We start from the raw sequence: 23,783 nt of genomic DNA, 5'->3' as shown, positions 1-23,783 counted from the left end.
CCTCTCGGCGGGGGCGGAGCCGTCAGGCGGTGACGTGAGTCACTGGGCCAGGTGCTGCCAATTATGCAAACGGTTGCGCCACTGTCAACGCCCCCCGGCGTACTTTCCCCGGCGGTATTGACCGGACCAGCGCACTCTGCGCATAGTTTGCTGCAAACCTTTGCAGCAAACACCCCCACAGCACTCCGGAAGGAGCGCGTCCGTTGAAGCTGCGCTACGCGATCGTCGGCACCGGCGCCCGGGCCGAGATGTTCGCGCGGGCGCTCACCGCCGAGCACCGCGACACCTGCGAGCTGGTGGCGCTCGCCGACCCCAACCCGGTCCGGCTCGCCGTGCACAACGCCCGGCTGCCCGCACCCGTGCCGACCTACGCCGCCGCAGACTTCACCGAGATGCTCGCCAAGGAGCGGGTCGACGTCGCCGTCGTGACGACCGTCGACCGGGTCCACGACGAGTACATCGTGGCCGCCCTGGAGGCGGGGTGCGACGTGCTCACGGAGAAGCCGATGACCGTCGACGCGCCCCGCAGCAAGCGGATCCTCGACGCGGTGCGGCGCACCGGCCGGTCGGTCAAGGTCACCTTCAACTACCGCTACAACCCGCTGCACGAGGCCGTGAAGCGGGTGATCGCGAGCGGCGAGATCGGCGAGATCGGCTCGGTGCACTTCGAGTGGCTGCTCGACGTGCGCCACGGCGCCGACTACTTCCGCCGCTGGCACCGCAACAAGGCCGACTCCGGCGGGCTGCTCGTGCACAAGTCCGGCCACCACTTCGACCTGGTCAACTGGTGGCTCGACGACCTGCCGGCCGAGGTCTTCGCCAGCGGCCGGCGCTTCTTCTACGGTACCGAGGGGGCCCGGCACGGCTACGCCCGCGACTACGAGCGCGCCCACGGCGCGCCGGCCGCCGCGGACGACCCGTTCGCGATCGCGCTCGACGGCGACCCGACGCTCAAGGCGCTGTACCTCGACGCCGAGGCCGCCGACGGCTACCAGCGCGACCGCAACGTCTTCGGGCCCGGCATCACCATCGAGGACGACCTCGCCGTGCTGGTCCGCTACGGGCGCGGCGCCACGATGACGTACCACCTCACCGCCTACGCTCCCTGGGAGGGCTACCGGGTGATGTTCAACGGCAGCCGCGGCCGGCTCGAGCTGGAGGTGGTCGAGAGCGACCACGTCGCCCCGGCCGCCGCGGCCACCGTCAAGGGCTTCGGCACCCCGGCCGAGCAGGGCTACTGGTCGCTGCGGGCCCACCCGTACTGGGCGCCGCCGCGCGACCTGCCGGTCACCGGGTACGAGCGCAAGGGCCACGGCGGCGCCGACGGCCGGATGCTCGCCGACCTGCTCGACCCGCATGCGCCCGCCGACCCGCTCGGCCGCACGGCCGACGCCGAGGCCGGCGCCCGCGCCCTGCTCGTCGGGCTCGCCGCCAACGAGTCCATCGCCACCGGCCGCCCGATCGCCACGCACACCCTCGACGCCGGGATCGCCGAACACCATGGGATCGCCAATGCATGAAGACCAGTTGTTCCCCGCGGAGCCGCAGGTCCGCGCCGTGGCGCGCGAACTGTACCGGCACGCCAAGAACCTGCCGCTGATCAGCCCGCACGGCCACGTCGACCCGGCGATCATCGCCGACGACCGGCCGTTCCCCGACCCGGCGCGGCTCATCGTCGTGCCCGACCACTACGTCACCCGCATGCTGGCCAGCCAGGGCATCCCGCCGCACCGGCTCGGCGTGCCGGCGCTGGACGGCACCCCCAGCGAGACCGACGGCCGCACCATCTGGCGCCTGCTCGCCGCCAACTGGCACCTCTTCCGCGGCACCCCGTCGCGACTGTGGACCGAGTCCGTCCTCGCCGACGTGTTCGGCATCGTCACCCCGCTGCGCGCCGACACCGCCGACACCGTCTACGACGCGCTGTCCGAGCGGCTGGCCGACCCCGCGTTCCGGCCCCGGGCACTCTTCGAGCGGTTCAACATCGAGGTCCTCGCCACCACCGAGTCCCCACTCAACGACCTCACCGCGCACGCGAAGCTGGAAGCGGACGGCTGGGGCGGCCCCGGCGGCCGGGTCATCACCACGTTCCGGCCCGACGACGTCGTCGAGTTCGACTGGCCCGGCTGGGCCGGGCGGATCGAGCGCCTCGGGGTGAGCACCTACCGCGAGTACGTCGACAGGCTGCGCGCCCGCCGTGAAACTTTCATTGCCGCCGGCGCCACCTCCAGCGACCACGGCCACCCGACCGCCACGGCCGAGGCCCTCCCGGCGGGCGAGGCGGCGGCGCTGTTCGACCGCGCGCTGCGCGGCGCGGCCGAGCCCGGCGACGCCGAGCGGTTCCGCGCCCACATGCTCGTCGAGTTCGCCCGCATGTCGGTCGAGGACGGCCTGGTCATGCAGCTGCATCCGGGCGCCGTGCGCAACCACAACACGGCCCTCTACCGGCGGCACGGCCGCGACGTCGGCGGCGACATCCCCTCGCCGACCGAGTACGTGCGCTCGCTCAGGCCGCTGCTCGACGAGTTCGGCACCGACCCGCGCTTCCGGATCGTGCTCTACACCCTCGACGAGACGGCGTTCACCCGCGAGCTAGCACCGCTCGCCGGCGGCTACCCGGCGGTGTTCCTCGGCGCGCCGTGGTGGTTCCTCGACACCCCCGACGGGCTGCGCCGCTTCCGCGAGGCCGTCACCGACAGCGCCGGCTTCTACAACACCGCCGGCTTCGTCGACGACACCCGCGCGTTCTGCTCGATCCCGGTGCGCCACGACGTCGCCCGGCGGGTCGACGCCGGGTTCCTCGCCCGGCTCGTCACCGAGCACCGCCTGCCCCTCGACGAGGCCGCCGAGACCATCGCCGACCTCGCCTACCACCTGCCCAAGCGGGTCTTCCAGCGGACCCTCGACGACGGAGCGACCACCCGATGACGAAGATCACCGGCCTCACCGTGCACGACGTGCGGTTCCCGACCGCCGCCGCCGGCGACGGCTCCGACGCCATCAACCGCGGCGACTACTCGGCCACCTACGTCGAGCTGCACACCGCCGAGGGCGTCACCGGCACCGGCCTGACCTTCACCAACGGCCGCGGCAACGAGCTCACCTGCGCCGCCGTCGAGGCGCTCCGGCACCACGTGGTCGGCCACGACACCGACCGGCTGTGCACCGCCGACGGCGCGCGCACGCTGACCGCCGACGTCCAGCTGCGCTGGCTCGGGCCGGAGAAGGGCGTCATCCACATGGCGGCCGGCGCGATCCTCAACGCCGTCTGGGACCTGCGGGCCCGGGCCGCCGGGCTGCCCATGTGGCGGCTGCTGGCGGAGCTGCCGACCGAGCAGCTCGTCGCCGCCGTCGACTTCCGGCACATCACCGACGCGCTCACCCCCGCCGAGGCGGCCGAGCTGCTCGACCGCGGCCTGGACGGCTACGAGGAGCGGCGCAAGGCCGTCGAGGAGACCGGCTTCCCGTCGTACACCACCTCCGTGGGCTGGCTCGGGTACCCCGACGACAAGGTCCGCGCGCTGACCCGCGAGGCCGTCAAGGACGGCTGGACCGCCGTGAAGATGAAGGTCGGCGGGCCGATCGAGGACGACGTGCGCCGCGCCCGCATCATCCGCGCCGAGATCGGCCCGGACGCGCTGCTCATGATGGACGCCAACCAGGTCTGGGACGTCGACGAGGCGATCGCGAACATGGCCCGCCTCGCCGAGTTCGACCCGTACTGGATCGAGGAGCCCACGCACGCCGACGACGTGCTCGGCCACGCGCGCATCCAGCAGCACCTGCGCGATCTGCGCAGCCGGTGCCGGGTCGCGACCGGCGAGGTCGCGGCCAACCGGGTCATCTTCAAGCAGCTGCTGCAGGCCGGCGCGATCGGCGTCATGCAGATCGACGCGTGCCGGGTCTCCGGCGTCGGCGAGGTCCTCGCCGAGCTGCTCATGGCGGCCAAGTTCGGCGTGCCGGTCTGCCCGCACGCGGGCGGCGTCGGCCTGTGCGAGTACGTGCAGCACCTGTCGTTCTTCGACCACCTGCGGCTCGGCAGCCCGCTCGAAGGGCGCATGGTGGAGTACGTGGACCATCTGCATGAGCACTTCACCGACCCGGTCACCGTCGTCGGCGGCCGCTACCGGCTGCCCGAGCGGCCCGGCTACAGCGTCGAGCTGCGCCCCGAGGCCATCGCCACCTACAGCTTCCCGGCGGGACCGGCATGGAACGCCTGACCCGCGCCGCACTGCCCCGGCTCGACCCGGCCGTGCGGCCGCCGGTCGCGCCGGGCGACGCCGCCGCCGGCATCGTCCACCTCGGCCTGGGCGCCTTCCACCGCGCCCACCAGGCCGTCTTCACCGAGGCGGCGATCGCCGCGGCCGGCGGCGACTGGGGCATCGTCGGGGTCGCGCCGCGGTCCCGGGCCGTCCTCGAGCCGCTGCTCGACCAGGACCTGCTGTTCTCGGTGCTGACCCTGGACGGCGCCGAGGCCCGGGCCCGCGTCTGCGGCGTGCTGACCGACGCCCTGCACGCGGCCGGCGACCCCGACGCGGTCGCCGCCCGCATCGCCGACCCGGCCATCCGGATCGTCACGCTCACCGTGACCGAGAAGGCGTACCGCCCCGACTCCCCCGTCATCCAGGTGCTCCTGCGCGGGCTGGCCGCCCGCGGCGGCGCCCCGGTCGCCGTCGTCTGCTGCGACAACCTGTCCGACAACGGCCGGCGGCTGCGGGAGCTGGTCACCGGCGAGCTGGCGGTGGAGAACGTGAGCTTCCCGGGGACGATGGTGGACCGCATCGTGCCCGCCAGTACCGCCGACACCTATGCCACCGCGGCGAACCTCCTCGGCGTCGAGGACCGGGCCGCCGTCGGCGCCGAGCCGTTCACCCAGTGGGTCATCGAGGACGACTTCGCCGCCGGCCGCCCGGCGTGGGAGCGGGCCGGGGCGGTCCTCACCACCGACGTCGCCCCCTACGAGCGCATGAAGCTGCGCATGCTCAACGGCGTGCACTCGGCCATCGCGTACCTCGGGGCCCTCGCCGGTGCGCCGACCATCGACCGGGCCCTCGCCCTGCCGGGGATGCGCGAGACGATGGAGCGCTTCATCGCCGAGGACATCGCGCCGACGCTGGAGCCCCCGCCGGGCACCACGGTCGAGGCGTACGGGCAGAGCGTCCTGCACCGCTTCTCGAACTCGGCCCTGGGTCACCGGACCCTGCAGGTGGCGATGGACGGCACCCAGAAGCTGCCGCAGCGGCTGCTCGGCACCGTCGCCGACCGGCGCGCGGCCGAGGCCCTCCCGCGCTACGGGGCGCTGGTCGTCGCCGCGTGGATGCGCTTCGTGCGGGGCACCGCCGACGACGGCAGCCCGCTGCCGCTCGACGACCCCCTGGCCGACCGGATCCGGGCCACCCCGGACCTGCTGCAGCTCGAAGGCGTGTTCCCGGCCGGGATCGCGGGCGACGACGAGCTGCGCGCCGAGATCGCGCACTGGGCCCGGGACCTGGAGCGCCACGGCGTCGCCGCGACCCTCAAGGCGCTGCCATGACCGGTCCGGAGCGCAGCGGAGGGGCCGGTCATCGTGGGCTCAGCGGCGGCTCAGGCGGCCGGAGCGAAGCGGAGGGCGCGTGAGCACCTCGGTCGCGCTGATCGGGGCGACCGGGCACGGGAACTGGCACCGGCGGGCCATCGCCGCGCTCGGCGACCGGGTCCGGCTCGTCGCGCTCGGCGACGTGCGGCCGGTCGAGGACGCGGACGTGCCGGTGTACGCCGACCACCGCGAGCTGCTCGACCGGCACGCGCCCGAGGTCGTCGTCGTCTGCACGCCGCCGCACACCCACCTCCCGATCGCCCGCGACGTGCTCGCCGCCGGCGCCGACCTGCTGCTGGAGAAGCCGCCGGTGCTCTCGCTCGACGAGCACCGCGCGCTGCTGGCGGCGGTGTCGGCGTCCGGCCGGGCCCTCCAGGTCGGCTTCCAGGCCCTCGGCTCGCCGGTCCTGGCCGCCCTGCCGGACCTGGTCGGCACCGTGACCTCGGTCGCGCTCGCCGGGGCCTGGTGGCGCGGCGACGCCTACTGGAAACGGTCCCCGTGGGCCGGCCGGTCCAGCGTCGGCGGGCGGCCCACCATGGACGGCGCGCTGTGCAACCCCCTCGCCCACGGGCTCATGCAGGCCCTCGCCATCGCCGGCGTGCGGCCGCCGTGGACCCTCGAGCTCGAGCGGTTCCGGACGCGTGACATCGAGGTCGAGGACACCGCCGCGCTGCGGCTCACCGGGCCCGGCGGCCCGGTCGTCACGGCGGCGGTGACGCTGTGCTCCGGCGAGTTCGTCCCCGGCGACCTCACCGTCACCGGCACCGCGGGCACCGCCACCGTCGTCTACCCGCAGGACCGGCTCGACGGCGACGTCCTGCCCGGCCGGGTCGGCCTGCTGGAGAACCTCCTCGACCACCGCGCCGACGGCACGCCGCTGCTGGTGCCGCTGGAGCGCACCGAACCGTTCACCGCCCTCGCCGCCGCGATCATGGCCGCTCCCACCCCGGAGCTGCTGCCCCGGGAGCGGCTCGCGCCGCACCCCGACGGCGACGGGCTCGTCATTCCCGGCATCGCACACCACGTCCGCGCCGCCGCCGCCCGGGGCGCGCTGTTCTCAGAGATCGGAGCCCTGCGGTGAGGAAGCTCAACATCGCCGACCTGCCCGACGGCGGCACCCCGGCCACGCTCGCCGCCATCGGCAGCGGCTGGGGGCCGGTGATGCGCGGCGGCATCAGCCGGTACGACGCGCCCGGGCACCGCACCCACGACGAGTCCGACCACCACGTGCACGACGTCCCTGAAATTTTCACGATCGTGCAGGGTGCGGGCGTGCTCGAACTGAACGGGGCCCGCGACACGCGGTTCACCGCCGGCGACATCCTCATCATCGAGCCTGGTGAGAACCACCACCTGGTCAGCGACGGCGACGTGCCGCTCGTCTTCACCTGGATGCACCTGGCGCCGGCCGCGTAGGGCGGTTGACCAGCGGTAGACGAAGGTCTATGTTGGGCGCCGAGGGGAAAGCGCTTTCCTCAGTGCTTCTCCCCGGCGCGCATCGCGGCAGACCCGCCCAGTCACGTGCCGCGAACACCCCATGCACGCGTCTCCGCCCCATCTCCGGAGGTATGCATGGTCACCCGTCCCAGGCGGCGCAGATGGCCCATCGTGGCCGGCAGCGCCGTCGCATTCACCGCCGCGGCGGCGATCTTCAGTCAGATCGCGTTCGCGGCCACCCTGTTCAGCGACAACTTCAGTGACGGCGACACCAGCGGCTGGTCGAAGTCCGGCGGCACGTGGGCCGTCGTCTCCGGCGCCGCGAACCAGAGCAACGCCGGCAGCGAGAACGCCCGCCTGTTCGCCGGCGACAGCGGCTGGACCAACTACACGGTCTCGGCCCGGGTCCAGCCCTCGTCGATCGGCAGCAACGGGTTCGTCGGCCTGCTCGCGCGGGCGAAGGGCTCGACGACGTTCTACCGGCTGGCGCTGCTGCCCGGCAACGCGATGCAGCTCCAGGCCGTGAACAGCGGCTCGGTCACGGTGCTCGGCTCCGCCAGCCGCACCGTGAGCAACGGCACGTGGTACACGCTGAGCCTCACGGTCTCCGGCAGCAGCATCTCCGGCTCGGTCGACGGCGCCGTCGTCGGCTCGGGCTCGAGCAGCGTCGCCTCCACGGGCCGGATCGGCATCCAGACGGGGTACGCGAGCGCCTCGTTCGACGACGTGACGGTCAGCGACGCGGCGGGCCCCGGCCCGACGACCACCGGACCGACCGCCGGGCCCACGTCGGCGTCGCCGACACCGTCGCGCACGCCGACCCCGACGCCCACCGGCACCAACCCGTCGGGCTCCTGGCCGTCGAAGACCGGTGACGTGTCGGTGAGCGGCACGATCAGCGTGTCGGGCACGCTCGACGGCGGGATGAAGCGGTACTGCTGCATCGGCGACGGCGGCCAGAGCGAGAGCCAGGACCCGATGTTCGAGGTCGCCAACGGCGGCACGATCAAGAACGTCATCATCGGCGCACCCGCCGGTGACGGCATCCACTGCCTCGGCACCTGCACCATCCAGAACGTCTGGTGGGAGGACGTCGGCGAGGACGCCGCCACCTTCATGGGCACCGGCGGCGGCACCAGCTACGTCATCGGCGGTGGCGCGAGGTCGGCGAGCGACAAGGTGTTCCAGCACAACGGCAACGGCACGGTGAACATCTCCGGCTTCTCCGTGGAGAGCTCCGGCAAGCTGTACCGCGCCTGCGGCAACTGCACCAACTCGTTCCAGCGGCACGTGGTCGTGAGCAACATCCGCGCCACGTCGACCAAGGTGATCGCCGGCATCAACACGAACTGGGGCGACACGGCCCGGTTCTCGAACATCACGATCGTGGGCGACTCGTCGCACAAGACGATCATCTGCGACAAGTACAAGGGCGTGCCGAAGGGCAGCGAGCCGAGCCACATCGGCTCCGGCCCGGACAGCACGAACTGTCTCTACACGGACAGCGACATCCACTGGGTGTAGCTTGCCCCGGCCGGCCGGCCCGCTTTGCCCGGGCCGGCCGGCCGCTCGCTCAGAACGCGCAGTTGACCAGGTCGCACTCGGGGGTCAGGCGCAGCCCGTACTCGGCCTCGACGCCGTCGGCGACGTGCGCCGCAAACCGCACCACGTCGGTCGCCGTCGCACCGCCCCGGTTGGTGATCGCCAGCGTGTGGCGGCTCGACAGGGTCACGCGGCCGTTGCCCCACTCTCCGCCGTACCCCCGGGAGAAGCCCGACGACTGGATGAGCCAGGCCGCCGACAGCTTGGTGCCCTCGGGGTCCGGGTAGGCGGGACCGCCGCGCTCGTAGACCTTCGCGGGGACGGTATCGGCCGGCACGACCGGGTTGACGAAGAACGACCCGACGCTCCAGGTGTCGTGGTCGGCCGGGTCGAGGACCATGCCGCGGCCGCGGCGGATCTGCACGACCGCGTCGCGCACGTCGGCCGGCTTGGCGGTGCCGCCCTTCTCCACGCCGAGGCTCTGGTACAGCACCTCGTACGTCAGCGGCAGGGACTGGTCGCTGCGGCGCAGCCGGTAGGTGACGTCGATGATCGCCCAACGGTCGGTGTGCTTGAACACCGACTGCCGGTGCGGGCCGAACCCGCACCGCTCGACGCCCCAGCGCTCCAGCGCGCCGGTCTGCCGGTCGTAGACGGTGACCGCCTCCAGCACGTCGCCGGTGAGGTAGCCGTAGGCGCCGACGTTCTGCACCGGGGTGCCGCCGACCGTGCCGGGGATGCCGGACAGGGCCTCCAGGCCGGACAGGCCCTCCGCCACGGTGAGCTCGACGAGGCCGTCCCAGTCGACGCCGGCGGACGCGGTGACGCGCTCGCCGTCGAGGTCGACCTCCTTGGAGGCCATTTTGATCACGGTGCCGTCGAATCCCTCGTCGCCGACCACGAGGTTCGAGCCGCCGCCGATCACCAGGAGCGGCACGCGCTCGTCATGCGCCCGCAGCAGGTCGACGGCGTGGCCGGTGCTCTCGGTGATCTCCAGCCGGCCGATCGGGCCACCGACGCGCATGGTGGTCAGCTGAGCGAACGTAACGGTCACGCGGGCAGCCTAACAGCGGCCCGCCGGGGTTCCGGCGGGCCGCTGTCTGGGTGTGGCTCAGCTCTTGACCGAGCCCGCCATGAGTCCGCCGATGAACCAGCGGCCCAGCACGATGTACACCAGCAGCGTGGGCAGCGACGCGATGAGCGCGCCCGCCATCGAGGCGGCGTAGTCCGGCGACTGCGCGCCGGCCAGCGCGTTCAAGGCGATCGTCACCGGCCCGTTGCGGGTGTTCGACATGAAGATCGCGAACAGGTAGTCGTTCCAGGCCGAGGTGAACTGCCAGATGATCGTCACGACGAAGCCCGGCGCGGAGATCGGCAGGATCACCGAGCGGAACGTGCGCAGCATCCCGGCGCCGTCGACCCGGCTCGCCTCGATGAGCTCCACCGGCACGGTCGTGGCGTAGTAGTTGCGGAAGATCAGCGTGCAGATCGGGATGCCGTAGACGCAGTGCACGAAGACCAGCGTCGAGATGCCCGGCGGCAGGCCGATCTCGTGCACGATCTGGCGCAGCGGGATCATGACGGCCTGGTACGGGATGAACATGCCGAACAGGATCAGCGTGAACACCACGTCGGCGCCCGGGAAGCGCCAGCGCGACAGCACGAAGCCGTTGGCGGCGCCGAGGACCGACGAGATCAGCGCGACCGGGATCGCCAGCTCGAACGTGCGGATGAAGGACGGGCGCAGCGACGTCCACGCCTTCTCCCACGACGCGAAGGTCCACTCGGAGGGCAGGTTCCACTGCCCGTTGACGCCGATCTCCCGGCCGGACTTCAGGCTCGTGACGATGAGCACGTAGGCCGGCATCAGGACGATGATCAGGAAGAACAGCAGCAGGACGTACGTGAGGACCCGCGCGAGCGGCGAGCGGGCGTGGATCGAGCCCCGCGGCTTCCTGCGCGGCGCCGGGGCGTCGACCGCCTCGGGCGCCGGCGTCACAGTGCTCGCGGTCATGCTCCCTCCTCGCTTCGCTCGTCGGTCTCATGACCTTCAAACGGAGCCAGCCGATGCCCGGCCCCTCCGCTCCGCTCCGGACCGGTCATGAGCGGCGCTCCACCCGGTTGTTGTAGATGAGGTACGGCACGATCACGATCGCCACCAGCACCAGCAGGATGATCGAGATGGCCGCCGCCTTGGCGTAGTCGCTGGTGAGTAGCGTCTGCCAGACGTAGACCGCGGGAACCTCGGTGATCCACTGGGCGCCGGACACCGACATGATGAGGTCGAACATCTTCATCGACATGTGCCCGAGGATGATGAGCGCGGACAGCGCGGTCGGCGTGAGCTGTGGGAACAGCACGTGCCGGTAGAGCTGCCAGCCGGTCGCGCCGTCGACGGCGGCGGCCTCGCGCAGCTCGGCCGGGATGCCCCGGAAGCCGGACAGGAACAGCGCCATCACGTAGCCCGACAGCTGCCAGATCGCCGGCAGCGCCATCGCCGCCATGCCCCAGTCGGGGTCGGTCCACCAGGGGTTCTGCAGGAACCCGAGGTGCAGGTCGACGAAGATGCGGTTGAGGCCGCCGGCCGAGTCGTCGGTGCCGGAGTTCATCAGCCAGCGCCACACGACGCCGCTGGCGACGAACGAGACGGCCATCGGGAACAGGAAGACGGCGCGGAAGAAGCCCTCGCCGCGCACGCCCCGCTCCAGCAGGAACGCCCAGAGCAGGCCCATCGCCATGGCCCCGACCATGAACACGACGGTGAAGACGAGCAGGTTCTTCAGCGAGTGGACGAACCGGTCGTTGATGTCCTCGGTGAAGAGGTCGGTGAAGTTCTTGAGACCGACGAAGCCCTTGCTGCCGAGGGCGTCGTGCTCGTCGCTGAAGCTCAGCTTCGCCGTCCAGCCGATCAGGCCGTACACGAAGACCGCCAGGAGCACGAGCGAGGGGGACAGCAGGATCAGGCCCGGGGCCCACCGGCGCAGTTTCGCGCGGTTCGCTCCGGGACTGCGGCGGGGTCGGGTCGTTTCAGTGGTGGTGGTCACCGCGGGTCCTCCGTCATGGGCGCACCGGAGCAGGCTGCCGCCCGCTCCGGTGCGTCCGTCGGTGCTACTTACTTGCCGGCGTACTGCTTTGCCGCGGCGACGAGCGCGGTCTGCAGTGCGGCGACGTTACCGTCGCTGGAGAACTTGCCCTGCGCCGAGGCGACCGCACCCTGCCAGCCCTGCGAGCAGGCCGAGCCATGCGGGCAGGACGGGACGGCGACGCCGTTCGCCCAGTCCTTGATGGCCGACTGCTGGTAGGCCGGGTAGTCACTGGCGACCGAGTCGGTGCGGGCCGGGATCGAGCCCTTCTTGGTGTTGAAGGCCTTCTGGCCGGCGGCGCTGCCCAGGGTCTTCAGCCAGCACTTGGTGCCCTCGGGGTTCTTGGCGCCCTTCGGCAGCACGAACGAGTCGGCGAGCCACTGGTAGGCGTTGCCGTTGCCCGGGAAGACCGAGTAGCTGTAGTCCTTGAAGCCCTTGGCGTCGAGGTCGGCGGCCTCCCAGTCACCCATGAGCTGGTAGGCGGCCTTGCCGTCCATGACCAGCTTCTCGGCGTCGGTCCAGTCGAAGGTGTCGCGGTCCTTGTTGGAGTACGACAGGAGCTTCTTGTAGTCCTCGATGCCCTTGGTGACGTCGGCGCCGGCCCAGTCGGTCTTGCCGTTCCACAGGCCGTTGAACTTGTCCGCGCCGAGGTCGCTGATCAGGACGGCCTCGAACAGCATCTGCTGGGTCCAGTCCTTGCCCAGCGCCAGCGGGGCGGCGACGCCCTTGGCCTTGAGCGTGTCGAGCTGGGTGAAGAACTCGGCGAGGTCCTTGGGCGCGGCGGTGATGCCGGCGTCGGTGAGGACCTTCTTGTTCGCCCACAGCACGTTGGCGCGGTGGATGTTGGCCGGCACGGAGTAGATCTTGCCGTTGACCGTCAGGCTCTCGACGAGGCCCTTCGGGAAGGCGCTGTCGAGGCCCCACTCCTTGTACTGCGCGGAGATGTCCTCGATCTGGCCGGCCTTGATGTAGTCGGTCAGCTCGGCGCCGGCGTGCGCCTGGAACGTGTCCGGCGGGTCGCTCTGCTGCAGCCGGGAGGCCAGCACCTGCTTGGCGTTCGAACCGGCACCGCCGGCGACCGCGCCGTTGACGAACTCGTACTGCGAGCAGTCCGTCTTGAACTGCGTCACCAGGCCGTCGAGGCCGGCCTTCTCGCCGCCGTCGGCCCACCAGGTGAAGACCTCGACCTGCTTGCTGCCGGTGCCGCTGCTGCCGTCGCCGTCGTCGGCACCACAGCCGCTGGCCACCAGGGCCAGCGCGACGCCGGCGGCGGCGAACGCCACGCGAGTGCTTCCGCTGAAGCGCATTCGTCCCTCCATCACGGGATGTTGCACGTTGCTCGGGGGTGTGTCACATGTTTGCGGTTGCGGAGTGTGGGTGTGTGTGAACGTGTTGAACCTTGCGGGAAAGGTCTCACCCGGGACCTTCGTCTTTGGCGGGGGTTCTGTCAACTCCTGGCATTCGAGTTGTGACATCCCTGCAATCTGGAGGGAGGCCTGACGGGCGATGCGCCCCGTGAGGGTACGGTTCGGTAAGACCTTGACATAACTGCCTGTGCGGTTGGAGGATTACGCGCCGTGGCGGCGCACCCGACGTATCCCCGCGACCTGTGGCGCCGTGAACTGGGCGGGACGGCCAGGAGGGTAGCCGAGACGCTGCGCCTGTACGGCCCCCGCACCCGGGCCGAGCTGGTCACGCTGAGCGGCCTGTCCCGGCCGACGGTCTCCGCCGTGCTCACCGACCTCGGCGGCGCGGGCCTGGTCAGCGAGCGCACCGGCGCCGCGGCCCGCCCGGTCGGCGGACGCCCCGCGTCGGTGGTCCAGCTGACCCGCCAGGCCGGCATCGCGGTCGGCGCCGACATCGGCCGCCGGCACGTGCGCGTCGCCCTCGCCGACCTCGGCCACGCGGTCCTCGCCGAGCGGGAGGCCCGCACCGACTTCGACATCGACGACCGGCCCTTCGACGCGCTGGACCTCGCGGTCGGCCTCATCGACGCCGCGCTGTCCGACATCGGCGCCGGCCGCGCCGAGGTCGTCGGGGTCGGCCTCGGCGTGCCCGCCCCGATCACCCGCGACCGGCGGATCGGCTCGCCACCCATGCTGCCCGGCTGGGCCGACCTGCTCCCGGCCGAGGAGCTCACCACCCGCCTCGACCTGCCGGTCCGGGTCGACAACGACGCCAACCTGGCCACCCTGGGCGAGTACGTCTGGGGCGCCGGCCGGGGCTGCACCGACCTGGTCTACGTGAAGCTCGCGACCGGCATCGGCGCCGGCATCGTCCTGGACGGCCGCCTGTACCGCGGCACCGCCGGCACGGCGGGCGAACTGGGCCACGTGACCCTGGACGCCCGCGGCGCGGTCTGCCGCTGCGGCAACCGCGGCTGCGTCGAGCTCGCGGTCGGCGGCCGCGCTTTGCTGGCCCACGCCCGCCAGTCCCACCCGGAGCTGCACGACCTGGCCGGCCTGATCGAGTACGCCCAGTCCGGCGACCCCGGCTGCCGCCGCCTGATCATGGATGCCGGCACGCAGCTCGGCTACGCCCTGGGCAACCTGGTCAACCTCATCAACCCGCAGCGCGTCCTGCTCGGCGACGAACTGGGCGCCGCCACCGACCTGCTCCGCGAGCCGCTGCAGCGGGGCCTGGCGGAGACGGCGCTGGCCGCGGCGGCCGACTCCGTCGAGGTGGTGCAGAGCGCGCTCGCGCTGCGGGCGGCCGCCCTGGGCGCGGTGGCGCTGGCGCTGGGCATCGACACGGTCCCCTTCGCGACGCCTGTGTAGGTAGATTGCCCTCCATGCGGGTGATCGCGGGCCCTCCGGGCTTCGCCGAGTTCGCCGAGCCCCCGGACGACCGGGGCCGCTTCGGCTCGGTCCTGGTGCCTGCCGCCGGCCTGCCCGCGCTGTTGTCTGCGGTCGGGTCCGCCGACACATCGGAAAAGTCGGATTCCACCGAGGCTGTCGCCCGGCGGGTGGTCGAGATCCTCACCAAGGCCGGGGAGCTGCATCCGCGCTACCGGGGCGGTGGGAATCGCGACACGATCGCACATTGGTGCGTGTCGGCCGGTGTCGCCTACGACGCGCGCTGGACCGACGGCTCCGGGATCCGGTCGGTCCATTGTGGACATCCGCTGCTCACCGCCACCGAGCCGAACGGGCACCGGCGGATCCTGCTGCTGCAGTGGTGGCCGGCCACCGACCCGGCGCGCGAGAGCGTCTTCGGGGTGCGGTTCAGCGAGGTGTACGAGCACCGCGGCGGCAAGTACACGCACGAGGTCGACGTGGCCCTCCGCTCGGCCGGCGCGCTCGCGGCCGCGGTCGAGGAGCAGGCCGGGCTGCCGGTGCCGGACGCCGACGACGGGCCCGGGCGGCTGCGCGCCGACCTCGCGGCGCTGGTCGGGCAGGGGGTGCTCGGCGCACACCTGCCGCCGCAGGCCAACCGCGACCGGGTCGTCGAATGGTGCCGGGCGGGCGACGTGCGGTACCGCATCGGAGGCCGGGCCCGGGAGCACGAGATCCTGCGGGCCGCGCGCCCCGACGAGGGCTGCACGCTCGTGCTGGGCCTGCGCTTCTGGGCGGGGATGCGCCCGGCGACGGTGCGGTTCGAGGAGGAGTACCGCGCGGGCCCGCACCGCGACGGCGGCACCGTCCACGCGGTGGTCGCGCCGCTCGACGCGGCTCCGGCGCTGGCCGACCACTTCGAGGGGATGCTCGGCCGCACGTTCCCGGGCCGCGCCGACGACCGCCTGATCGCGTGCTTCGACGCCCTCGCCGCCGACGGCCGGCTCGCCCCCGATCTCCCCCGCCAGGTCAACCGCGGCCGGGTCGCCGAGTGGTTCGCGACGGCCGGCGTCGAGGCGAAACAGGAGGGTTTCATGCGTACCGAGCGGCTGCTGCGCGTCCACCGCACGTCGACCGACTGCGTCTTCCAGCTGGTGCTGCGCATCGACCCGGAGGCGGGCCGGATATCGTTCCACGAGGAGTACGACTACCTGCCCCAGCGCGGCGACGCGGGACGTGAGTACTCGTACGGGGTGCGCACGCGGTACACCAGCCTGGCCACCCTGGTGGAGCACCTGTCCCCGTCCCCGTCCCCGTCCCCGGGCGGCCGCGGCGACCTGGAGGGCCGGCTGGCTCGCGCCTTCCGCGCCCGCGTGGCGTCCGGCGAACTGGCCGACGGCCAGGAGCTCGGCGCCGCCCGCGACCGCGTGACGTCCTGGTTCACCGAGGCGGGCGTCGACCACGAGCCGGCCGACTGGTTCTGGGTGAACAGCGACTGATCCCGCGGCGGCTCCCGCTAGTCTCGCGGCGGCCAGTTGAAGTAGTAGCTCAGGGCAAGCCCCACGGTCCCGAGCCCCGCGAGCAGCGCGGCGAGCGCCGCGAACATCTCCATCGGCGAGTCGAACGCCCCGGCGGCGCCGAGCACGAGCACGATGAGCAGCACGACGCCGAAGAACCAGAGCAGGATCCGCGCCCGCTTCGGGATGACCATAAGGCGCACTGTATCCGGCGGTGGCCGACCGCTCCCCAGGACCACGTCCGTCGGTCCGTCCGGCCTCGTCCGCGTGCCCGGGCCGGACACGGCAGGGCTGCCGGGTCCGCGCGGGACCCGGCAGCCGTCGGTGCGTCGGCCGTGCCGGTTACACGGTCCAGACCTGGAAGGTGGAGAGCTGGCCGGCCGGCCAGCCGTTGTTCGACGTGAACTGCAGGCGGAGGTAGCGCTGGCTCGTCGCGCCGAACGTGATGGTGACGGTGTTGTTGGCGCCCGGGTCGAAGACGTAGTCGGCCGGGGCCTTCACCTGGGTCCACGACGAGCCGCTGGTGCTGCCGAGGACCTCGATGCGCTGGGTGCGGGTGCCCCAGCCGGCCGGGAGCTGCAGCACGATGCGCGACGCCGACTGGGCGCTGCCCAGGTCGACCTGGACCCACTGCGGGAACGCGTTGTTGGCGCTCTCCCAGTAGCTGCCCTGGTCGCCGTCGGTGATGTTGGCCGAGGTGTACACCTGCACGTGGCTCGACTCCGCCGTCGGCCGGCCCGCAGCCAGGTTCACCGGCGCCGTGCTGCCGCCGGTGCCGGTGAGTGACACCGTCGTCGGGCTGTTCGACGCGTTGCTGGTGATGGTGAGCGTGCCGGTGCGGGTGCCCGTCGCGGTGGGCCGGAAGCTCACGTTGACGACGCAGGAGGCCCCGACCGCGATCGAGCCGCAGTTGTTCGTCTGCGTGTAGTCACCGCTCACCGAGACCCCGGTGACGGTCGCCGCCGCGGTGCCCGAGTTGGTCACGGTCACCGCCTGCGCGGCGCTGGTGCTGCCGACCACCTGCGAACCGAACGTGAGCGAGCTCGGCATCGTGCTGAGCGTCGGCGCGTTCGGCGTCGTGCCGCCGGACGGGTACACCTCCAGCTCGGCCACCTGCCCCGCCGGCCAGCCGGTGTTCGCCGTGATGTTCACGCGGACGTACCGCGTGCTCGTCGCCGGCAGCGTGATGTCCACCGTGTTGCCCGTCGCCGGGTCGAAGGTCCGCCCGGCCGGCGCCACGATCTGGCTGAAGCTGTTGCCGTCGTTGGACCCCAGCACCGACAGCGTCTGCGTGCGGGTGGCCCAGGCCGTCGCCGGCGGCAGCTTCAGCGTGACCCGGCCGATGCTGGTCACCGCGCCGAGGTCGACCTGCACCCACTGCGGGAACGCGTTGTTGGCGCTCTCCCAGTAGGTCGCGGTGTTGCCGTCGGTCGCGGTGGTCGCCGCCTGCGTGCCGTTGACCTGGCTGGAGGCGGTGGTCGGCTTGTTCAGCGCGATGTTGGTGTTCGTGCCGATGCCGCTGCCGGACAGGCCGATCGCCAGCGGGCTGTTGTTCGCGTTGCTGGTGACGGTGACGCTCCCGCTGCGGGCGCCGGACGCCGTCGGGGCGAACCGGACCGTGATCGTGCAGGAGGCGCCGACCGCCAGCGACGAGCAGGTGTTCGTCTGGCTGAAGTCGCCGCTCGCCGCGACGCCGGAGACCGTCGCCGCGGTGGTGCCCGAGTTGGTCACGGTCACCGTCTGGGTGGCCGACTGCGCGCCGACGACCGTCGCCGGGAACGACAGCGACTGCGGGTTGGCGTTGAGCACCGGGCCGGGCGCGACGCCCGTGCCGGACAGCGGCACCGTGCTGGTGACCCCGCCGGCGGTGACGCTGAGCGTGCCGGTGCGGGCACCGGCCGCCGTCGGGCGGAACGTGACGCTCACCGTGCAGGAGGCGCCGGCGGCGAGGCTGCTGCCGCAGGTGCTGGTCTGCGCGAAGTCGCCGGTGACCGCGATCGTGCCGACGGCCGCCGCCGCGGTGCCGCCGTTGGTCACGGTCACCGTCTGCGCCGCGCTGGTGGCGCCGGTGGCGACGCTGCCGAAGCCGAGGGCGCTGGGGCTGACGGTGATGTTCGAGCCGTTGTCCGGCAGGTACGGCGGGAAGGCCGGGTTGGTGATGTTCTGGCACGCCGAGCCGCTCAGGCCGGAGTTGCCGCCGCCGTCGGTCAGGGTGAAGCCGACGCCGCAGTTGTAGATCGCGGCCGGCGCCCCGACGCCGGTCGCCGAGCTGTTGCTGATCGTGGCCGAGCCGCCGACCTGCTCCTGGATCGCCCACGTGCCGGTGTTCTGGATCGTGGCGTTGTTGATCCGCACGTTGGAGATGCTCGATCCGGAGACGAACTGGATCGCCTCGAACGGGCTCTGCTGGATCAGGATGTTGTCGACGTTGACCAGCCCCGACATGGCGGCGTCCCGGGCGTCGAACCACAGCGCGCCGACCCCGAAGTTCCAGTTGGGGTCGAGGCTGCCGGACCGGATGATCGTGTTGCGCAGCACGTCGGTGCGCCCGAGCGGGGTCGAGTTGAACCGCTGCCCGACGTGGATGCCGCCGCCCTGGGTCAGGCCGGAGTCGATCACCTTGTTGTCGGCGACCACGTTGTCGTGGCCACCGTAGATCGCGATGCCGTTGGCCAGGATCGGATACTGCACCGTGTTGTGGTCGAACGAGTTGTTCGCGTCGGCGTTGACCTCGGCCCACATCGCCAGGCCGTCGTCGCCGGCGTTGCGCACGTCGGAGTTGGTCACCTTCGAGTTGGTGACGCCGTTGTGGAAGTTGATCGCGTCGGCGGTGAAGTTGCGCAGCCGCATCTGGCTGAACACCAGGTTGGTGAACGGCCCGTCCATCCAGGCGCCGACCTTGGTGTGCTCGATCCAGACCCGGTCGACGGTGGAGTTGCTCATCGCGCCGCCGATGCCGTTGACCTGGTCGCCGTCGTTGCGCTCCTGCACGTTGCCGAAGATGGCGAAGTCGGCGAGGTGCACGTTGGCGCTCGGGGTCGGCGGGTAGTTGCCGTAGAACCCGATCCGGTCGCCCTGGGTGCGCGAGTGCCACATGCCGGCACCCTTGATGGTGACGTTGTTGACCGCGATGTGGCCCTGGATCTTGAACGTGCCCGGCGGGATCCAGACGGTGCCGCCCGCGCCGGCGGCGGCGATCGCCTGGTTCATCGCCGAGGTCGAGTCCTGCACGCCGGTCGGGTCGGCGCCGCGGCTGGTGATGGAGACCGAGCCGGCCGGCTGGGACAGCGGCCCGCTCACGTTCTCGAAGTCGGCGAAGTCGATGGTGTACGACGAGGCGGTCGAGTCGGCGTCGACCTGCAGGCGGAACTTCGTCCCGGCCGGGTAGGTCTGGGTGAAGAGCCGGTTGACGTCGTCGTAGAAGTGGTGGGCGTTGCTGCCCGGCGAGTTGGTGAACGGGTATCCGCCGTAATACCAGCTGTAGGCGTTGGTCAGCGTGAAGTTGGTCTGCCGCGTGCCGTCGATGTACAGCGAGATCGGCGCCGTGTAGACCGAGCCGTTGCCGGAGTCGGGGATGCTGTAACGGAAGACGATCGAGTTCGTCGACACGGGCGTGGTGAACTCGACGAACTTGCCCTGGCCCTGCAGGGTCACCGCCTTGCGGTACGACGCCTCGGCGGCGAGGGTGTTGTACTGCGCGGAGGGGCCGATGACGGTGCCGTTGGTGGTCGAGTTCTCGGCCTGGACCTGCACGTAGGGCAGCGTCGCCCCGACGCCGCCGGTGGCGGCCGCCAATGCCGGGGTGCTGACGGCGACGGCCACGCCGGCGGCGGCCAGCGTGGTGCCGGCGACCAGCGCGGCGGTCCGGATGCGCGGCCGCGGGAGGCGGGAGAGCCGCCCGGCCGCGACCGGGGCGGGTGACCGCCCGGTCGTGTCTCGGGCGGTCGTCCGCCCGCTTCGGGTGAGCCTGAGCATGATTGCTCGCTTTCGACGAGCCGACAGGGTCGCCCAAGGCCCCCGTGTCGGCGGTCGGGACGGGGGTCCGGGGCCTGACCCGGTCAGGCAGGGGGTGGAGGCGTTCGGTCGATGCACCGGTTGGCGGAGGCGGTGCATCTGGGACGGTAACCCCGGCCCGTGGGCAACGCAACATCTAGACTCATCTTTGTTGATTTCTTACGACGGTTCTAAGACTTCTTACACGGTCTAGGGTCGTTCCATGAGACTCGTGCCCGTGGTCGACATGTCGACCTCGCAGCCGACCTACCTCAACCTGGCCCACGCCACGCTGCTCGCCCCGATCCACCTGGACACGCGGGCCCGCACGTTTCGCAAGGACCAGCAGACGTGGGCGGTGACCTTCGTCGTCAACGTGGGCGGCTCGGCGACGGTCTTCGCGACCCGGCGCTCCTTCGCCAGCGAGCAGGAGGCGGCCGAGTGGATAGCGGCCGTGGCCGATGTGATCTGAGGTTGTCATGGCGCCGACCGTAGGCGGAGGGTACGACAATTTCTCGCCGGCGCCCGGCCTCCTACCTGGGTACTACGGCTCTGGTCCGACGCGGAACAGCCCACCGCCCGCCTAACGTCGAGCCGTGCTCCGACTCGCCCTGTCCTCGCTGCGACCGCGCCGCCTGGTGCCGACCGCGCTCGCGATCGTGCTCTCGGTGGCGTTCGTCGCGGGCATCCTGGTCTACCGGGACACGGCCTCGGCCGCGCTCTACGACGAGTACGCGCGGGCCGCCCGCAACGTCGGCGTCGCCGTGACGGCGACCGGCGACGCGCGCCTGCCGATGTCCACTGTGGATGCTGTCCGGAACACGGCCGGCGTCGCCGACGTGGACGGGCGGATGTCCGCGCCGCTGCCGCTGCTCGACCGGCACGGCTGGCCGGTCACGACGTTCGGGGAGCCGCCGGCCGCGGTCGGCACCGGCTCGGTCCCGGCACTGCGGGGCTTCGACCTGCGGACCGGGCGACTGCCGGTGCGGGGCGGTGAGGCCGCCCTTGACGGCGGGACCGTGGAGGCCACCGGAATCACCGTGGGAGACACCGCGGTCGTGGTCGACGCCGGCGGCGCACGGCAGGAACTGCGGATCGTCGGCACGGTGGACAGCGCCGGGGGCGCGGCGACCGTGGTGCTCACGCAGGCGGAGCTGGTGCGGCTGACCGGCGCGAGCGGGTTCCGGGAGGTCGTCGCGACGCTGCGCCCCGGCGCCGACGCGGGCGAGGTGCGCGACCGCATCGCGGCCGGCGGGCCGGCGCAGGCCCGGTTCCGCACGGGTGAGCAGCTCCGGCACGACCTGGCCCGGGCCGCGTCCGGACAGCTCAACGGGGTGTTCGTCGGGCTCGTGCTGTTCGCGGCCGTGGCCGTGCTGGTCGCCGGGTTCGTCATCTTCAACACCTTCAACATCCTGATGGCGCAACGGATCCGCGAGACCGCGCTGCTGCGCTGCGTCGGCACCCGGCGCGGCCAGGTGATGCGGCTGGTGCTGCTCGAGTCGGCCGCGGTCGGGCTCGCCGCCTCACTCGTGGGGGCGGTGGCCGGGCTCAGGGTGGCGGCCGGGCTGGCCCGCGGCGGCACGCTGCTCGGGCTGCCGGGCGGGCGGCCCGTGCTCAGCGCGCCGCCGCTGCTCGTCGCGGTCGCGCTGGGCCTGCTGGTGACCGTCGTGTCGGCGGCGGTTCCGGCGCTGCGGGCCGGTCGGGTCCCGCCGGTCGCCGCGCTGCGCATCACCGGCGAGGAGCCGCGGCGGCGGTGGACGCTCGTGCTGGCCGGGCTCGCGCTCGCCGGCGGCGCCACGCTGACCGGCGCCGGGCTGCGGGCCGGTGGCGCGGAGGAGGGCATGGTGCTGGTCATGGCCGGCGGCACCGGCACGTTCCTGGCGCTGCTCCTGCTGTCGCCGCTGCTGGTCGGCCGGCTGGTGGCGGCGCTCGGCTGGCTGCCCGCCCGGGTGTTCGGCGTGCCGGCCCGGCTCGCGGCCGCCAACGCCCGGCGCAACCCGGGCCGGACCGCCGCGACCACGGCGACGCTGGTGATCGGGGTGGCGCTCATGGCCGGCGGGAGCACGATCGCGGCGACCGTTGACCGGACGGCGACGGCCCAGCTCGACCGGGCGTTCCCGGTCGACTATCTCGTCGTGCCCGCGGTCAACGGCACCACGATCCCGCCGTCGGTGACCGCGTCGCTGTCCGGCGACCCGGCGTTCGCGTCGGTCGAGGCGGTGCGGCAGGCCGACGCCGTCGTCGACGGCCGGTCGGTCCTCGTCGGCACCGGCGGGGTCGCGGACGGCACGGCCCGGGTGCCCGCCGCCTCCGATGTGCTCGGGCACGCCCGGCCGGGCGACCGGCTCACCGTGCGGGCCGGCGGGCGGACGCTCACCGTCACCGTGGCGGCCACGGTGCAGGGCCCCAGCCTGACCGGCGACCTCGTCGTCAGTCCGCGCGACTTCGCGGTGCTCTTCCCCGGCGGTAGCGCCGCATCCATGATCCTCGTCCGGGCCACCCCCGGCGCGGCGGCGCGCGAGCGGCTCGACGCGGCGCTGGCCGACGCGCCGCTGGTGCGCTACGACGACCTGGCCGACGTCCGGGACGACCGGAAGGCGGCCGTCGACCAGCTGGTGGGGATCATCGCGGTGCTGCTGGCCTGCTCCCTGCTCATCGCCCTCGTCGGGATCGCCAACACGCTGTCGCTGTCCGTGCTGGAGCGCGCCCGGGAGTCGGCGCTGCTGCGGGCGCTCGGCCTGACCCGCCGGCAGCTCGCGGCGACGCTGCTGGTGGAGGCGCTGCTCATGGCGACCGCGGGGGCGCTGATCGGGGTGGCGTTCGGCGTGCTGTACGGCTGGCTGACCACGCTGGCCGGGTTCGGGGCGGTCGACCCGTTGGTGGCGGTGCCGGTGGGGCGGCTGGGGCTGTTCGTGCTGCTGGCGGCGCTCGCCGGGGTCGCGGCGGCGGTGCTGCCCGCCCGGCGGGCGGCGTTGTCGGCGGTTCTGTCGTAGGGGCGACCTAGGGTGGGCGGCATGCGGTGGGTGTTCGACGGGGCGCTGGCGGCGGGGATCGTGTGCCTCGCCCTCATGGAGCGCGGCACGACCGGCGCGGTGGTGCTGGCCTGCGGGTTCGTCATGGCGGCGGCGCTGCTCGCGCGGCGGGCGCTCGCGGTGCCGGTGGCCTTCGTCGTGTACGGGCTGGCGGCCGCCCACCTGGCCGTCCAGCCGATGGTCCGGCTGTTCGACGTGGCGGTGCTCGTGTCGATGTATTCGGTCGTCAAGTACGGGCCGGGCGGGCGCTGGCCGATCCTGGCCGGGGCGTTCGCCGGGCTCGGTGTGCTGCTCGGGGCGTGGGCCGAGGACCGGCGCGCCGGCAACTTCTGGACCGTCGTCTGGGTCGTCGGCGCGGTGACGGTCGCCGTGTGGGTGACGGCACACGGGGTGCGCACCCGCCGGCTGTATGTCGCGTCGCTGGAGGAGCGCAACGCCACCCTGCAGCGCGAGCGCGACCACCTGACCCGCCTCGCGACGGCGGACGAGCGCGCGGCGATCGCCCGCGAGCTGCACGACGTCGTCGCCCACAGCCTGAGCGTGATGATCGTCCAGGCGGACGGCGCCACGTACACGCTGGACCCATCGGCCACGCAGGCCCGGACTGCGCTGGCCACGATCGCCGCCACGGGCCGCGAGGCCTTGGACGACATGCGCCGGGTGGTATCCCTGCTGCGCGCCGCGTCCCCACCACCGTTACCGTCCGCCTCGTCCGCCTCGTCCGCCTCCCCGCTGTCCGCCGCCGTGCGGGTGGCCGAGTCGGGTGCGGAGCCGGCTGCCGGGCCGGGGACGCAGCCTGGCGTGGGAGCCGCCGTGGGCTTCGGCGCGGG

The 23,783-nt window shown here is 72.6% G+C and carries 18 protein-coding genes; 12 read left to right on the top strand and 6 right to left on the bottom strand.

Annotated elements, in window-relative coordinates:
- Window positions 1-203 precede the first annotated feature (203 nt).
- The 7 genes from ABZS66_RS34515 (at window position 204) to ABZS66_RS34485 (ending at window position 8,536) form a co-directional block, all read left to right on the top strand.
- Complete coding sequence (locus ABZS66_RS34515; RefSeq protein ID WP_354765138.1) at window positions 204-1,520, top strand: Gfo/Idh/MocA family oxidoreductase; 1,317 nt, start codon at window positions 204-206, stop codon at window positions 1,518-1,520.
- Entirely contained in the window at window positions 1,513-2,928 is a 1,416-nt protein-coding gene (gene uxaC, locus ABZS66_RS34510) for a glucuronate isomerase (protein WP_354765136.1), read from the top strand. The genes ABZS66_RS34515 and uxaC overlap by 8 nt, the downstream gene beginning before the upstream one ends.
- A complete protein-coding gene (locus ABZS66_RS34505) occupies window positions 2,925-4,220 on the top strand; it encodes an enolase C-terminal domain-like protein (protein WP_354765134.1) in 1,296 nt (431 codons plus the stop codon). Before uxaC ends, ABZS66_RS34505 begins: the two co-directional genes overlap by 4 nt.
- Window positions 4,208-5,533 carry a mannitol dehydrogenase family protein gene (locus ABZS66_RS34500; protein WP_354765132.1) on the top strand — a complete coding sequence of 442 codons (1,326 nt, stop codon included), beginning with the start codon at window positions 4,208-4,210 and terminating at the stop codon, window positions 5,531-5,533. The genes ABZS66_RS34505 and ABZS66_RS34500 overlap by 13 nt, the downstream gene beginning before the upstream one ends.
- A gap of 79 nt (window positions 5,534-5,612) precedes the next feature.
- Entirely contained in the window at window positions 5,613-6,656 is a 1,044-nt protein-coding gene (locus tag ABZS66_RS34495) for a Gfo/Idh/MocA family oxidoreductase (RefSeq protein ID WP_354765130.1), read from the top strand.
- Window positions 6,653-6,991, top strand: a complete 339-nt coding sequence (locus tag ABZS66_RS34490) for a cupin domain-containing protein (RefSeq protein ID WP_354765128.1) — start codon at window positions 6,653-6,655, stop codon at window positions 6,989-6,991. Before ABZS66_RS34495 ends, ABZS66_RS34490 begins: the two co-directional genes overlap by 4 nt.
- 192 nt (window positions 6,992-7,183) lie before the next feature.
- Entirely contained in the window at window positions 7,184-8,536 is a 1,353-nt protein-coding gene (locus tag ABZS66_RS34485; protein ID WP_354765126.1) for a pectate lyase, read from the top strand.
- A 49-nt stretch (window positions 8,537-8,585) separates the two neighbouring features.
- On the opposite strand, the gene ABZS66_RS34480 is transcribed toward ABZS66_RS34485, so the two are convergent.
- The 4 genes from ABZS66_RS34480 to ABZS66_RS34465 all read right to left on the bottom strand — a co-directional run bounded on the left by ABZS66_RS34480 (window position 8,586) and on the right by ABZS66_RS34465 (window position 12,944).
- On the bottom strand, window positions 8,586-9,608 hold the full coding sequence (locus ABZS66_RS34480) for a UDP-N-acetylmuramate dehydrogenase (protein ID WP_354765124.1): 1,023 nt from the start codon (window positions 9,606-9,608) through the stop codon (window positions 8,586-8,588).
- A 57-nt stretch (window positions 9,609-9,665) separates the two neighbouring features.
- Window positions 9,666-10,568 carry a carbohydrate ABC transporter permease gene (locus ABZS66_RS34475; RefSeq protein WP_354765122.1) on the bottom strand — a complete coding sequence of 301 codons (903 nt, stop codon included), beginning with the start codon at window positions 10,566-10,568 and terminating at the stop codon, window positions 9,666-9,668.
- Window positions 10,569-10,653: 85 nt separating this feature from the next.
- The gene (locus tag ABZS66_RS34470; RefSeq protein WP_354765157.1) at window positions 10,654-11,493 is read right to left on the bottom strand and encodes a sugar ABC transporter permease; all 840 of its coding nucleotides are present in this window, start codon (window positions 11,491-11,493) and stop codon (window positions 10,654-10,656) included.
- A 173-nt stretch (window positions 11,494-11,666) separates the two neighbouring features.
- Window positions 11,667-12,944 carry an extracellular solute-binding protein gene (locus ABZS66_RS34465; protein ID WP_354765120.1) on the bottom strand — a complete coding sequence of 426 codons (1,278 nt, stop codon included), beginning with the start codon at window positions 12,942-12,944 and terminating at the stop codon, window positions 11,667-11,669.
- A gap of 270 nt (window positions 12,945-13,214) precedes the next feature.
- On the opposite strand from ABZS66_RS34465, the gene ABZS66_RS34460 reads away from it, so the two are divergent.
- Both ABZS66_RS34460 and ABZS66_RS34455 read left to right on the top strand, forming a co-directional pair.
- Window positions 13,215-14,414 carry an ROK family protein gene (locus ABZS66_RS34460; RefSeq protein WP_354765118.1) on the top strand — a complete coding sequence of 400 codons (1,200 nt, stop codon included), beginning with the start codon at window positions 13,215-13,217 and terminating at the stop codon, window positions 14,412-14,414.
- Window positions 14,415-14,428: 14 nt separating this feature from the next.
- Window positions 14,429-15,910 (top strand): hypothetical protein, encoded by a 1,482-nt coding sequence (locus tag ABZS66_RS34455; RefSeq protein WP_354765116.1) that lies wholly within the window; start codon window positions 14,429-14,431, stop codon window positions 15,908-15,910.
- Between the two features lie 17 nt (window positions 15,911-15,927).
- Here ABZS66_RS34455 and ABZS66_RS34450 read toward each other — a convergent pair whose 3' ends face one another.
- Together ABZS66_RS34450 and ABZS66_RS34445 are read right to left on the bottom strand one after the other, a co-directional pair.
- On the bottom strand, window positions 15,928-16,122 hold the full coding sequence (locus ABZS66_RS34450) for a hypothetical protein (RefSeq protein ID WP_354765114.1): 195 nt from the start codon (window positions 16,120-16,122) through the stop codon (window positions 15,928-15,930).
- A 148-nt stretch (window positions 16,123-16,270) separates the two neighbouring features.
- Window positions 16,271-19,903 (bottom strand): choice-of-anchor D domain-containing protein, encoded by a 3,633-nt coding sequence (locus ABZS66_RS34445; RefSeq protein ID WP_354765112.1) that lies wholly within the window; start codon window positions 19,901-19,903, stop codon window positions 16,271-16,273.
- 241 nt (window positions 19,904-20,144) lie between these two features.
- Between ABZS66_RS34445 and ABZS66_RS34440 the strand changes: the two genes are divergently transcribed.
- From ABZS66_RS34440 to ABZS66_RS34430, 3 genes are all read left to right on the top strand, one after another.
- Window positions 20,145-20,393: a hypothetical protein gene (locus ABZS66_RS34440; RefSeq protein WP_238015621.1), complete on the top strand. Its 249-nt coding sequence runs from the start codon at window positions 20,145-20,147 to the stop codon at window positions 20,391-20,393.
- Window positions 20,394-20,517: 124 nt separating this feature from the next.
- Window positions 20,518-22,914 (top strand): FtsX-like permease family protein, encoded by a 2,397-nt coding sequence (locus tag ABZS66_RS34435; protein WP_354765110.1) that lies wholly within the window; start codon window positions 20,518-20,520, stop codon window positions 22,912-22,914.
- Between the two features lie 21 nt (window positions 22,915-22,935).
- On the top strand, window positions 22,936-23,783 hold an 848-nt coding region (locus ABZS66_RS34430; protein WP_354765108.1), incomplete at its 3' end, for a histidine kinase.

Source organism: Dactylosporangium sp. NPDC005572 (genome assembly GCF_040605515.1).
GTDB lineage: Bacteria > Actinomycetota > Actinomycetes > Mycobacteriales > Micromonosporaceae > Dactylosporangium.
This window is presented reverse-complemented; position numbering and strand designations above follow the sequence as displayed.

Excerpts from the sequence above, each read along its gene's own strand:
- uxaC (WP_354765136.1), top strand. The coding sequence starts at position 1,513 with ATGCATGAAGACCAGTTGTTCCCCGCGGAGCCGCAGGTCCGCGCCGTG.
- ABZS66_RS34445 (WP_354765112.1), bottom strand. The coding sequence starts at position 19,903 with ATGCTCAGGCTCACCCGAAGCGGGCGGACGACCGCCCGAGACACGACC.
- ABZS66_RS34500 (WP_354765132.1), top strand. The coding sequence starts at position 4,208 with ATGGAACGCCTGACCCGCGCCGCACTGCCCCGGCTCGACCCGGCCGTG.
- ABZS66_RS34455 (WP_354765116.1), top strand. The coding sequence starts at position 14,429 with ATGCGGGTGATCGCGGGCCCTCCGGGCTTCGCCGAGTTCGCCGAGCCC.
- ABZS66_RS34475 (WP_354765122.1), bottom strand. The coding sequence starts at position 10,568 with ATGACCGCGAGCACTGTGACGCCGGCGCCCGAGGCGGTCGACGCCCCG.
- ABZS66_RS34465 (WP_354765120.1), bottom strand. The coding sequence starts at position 12,944 with ATGCGCTTCAGCGGAAGCACTCGCGTGGCGTTCGCCGCCGCCGGCGTC.
- ABZS66_RS34505 (WP_354765134.1), top strand. The coding sequence starts at position 2,925 with ATGACGAAGATCACCGGCCTCACCGTGCACGACGTGCGGTTCCCGACC.
- ABZS66_RS34440 (WP_238015621.1), top strand. The coding sequence starts at position 20,145 with ATGAGACTCGTGCCCGTGGTCGACATGTCGACCTCGCAGCCGACCTAC.
- ABZS66_RS34450 (WP_354765114.1), bottom strand. The coding sequence starts at position 16,122 with ATGGTCATCCCGAAGCGGGCGCGGATCCTGCTCTGGTTCTTCGGCGTC.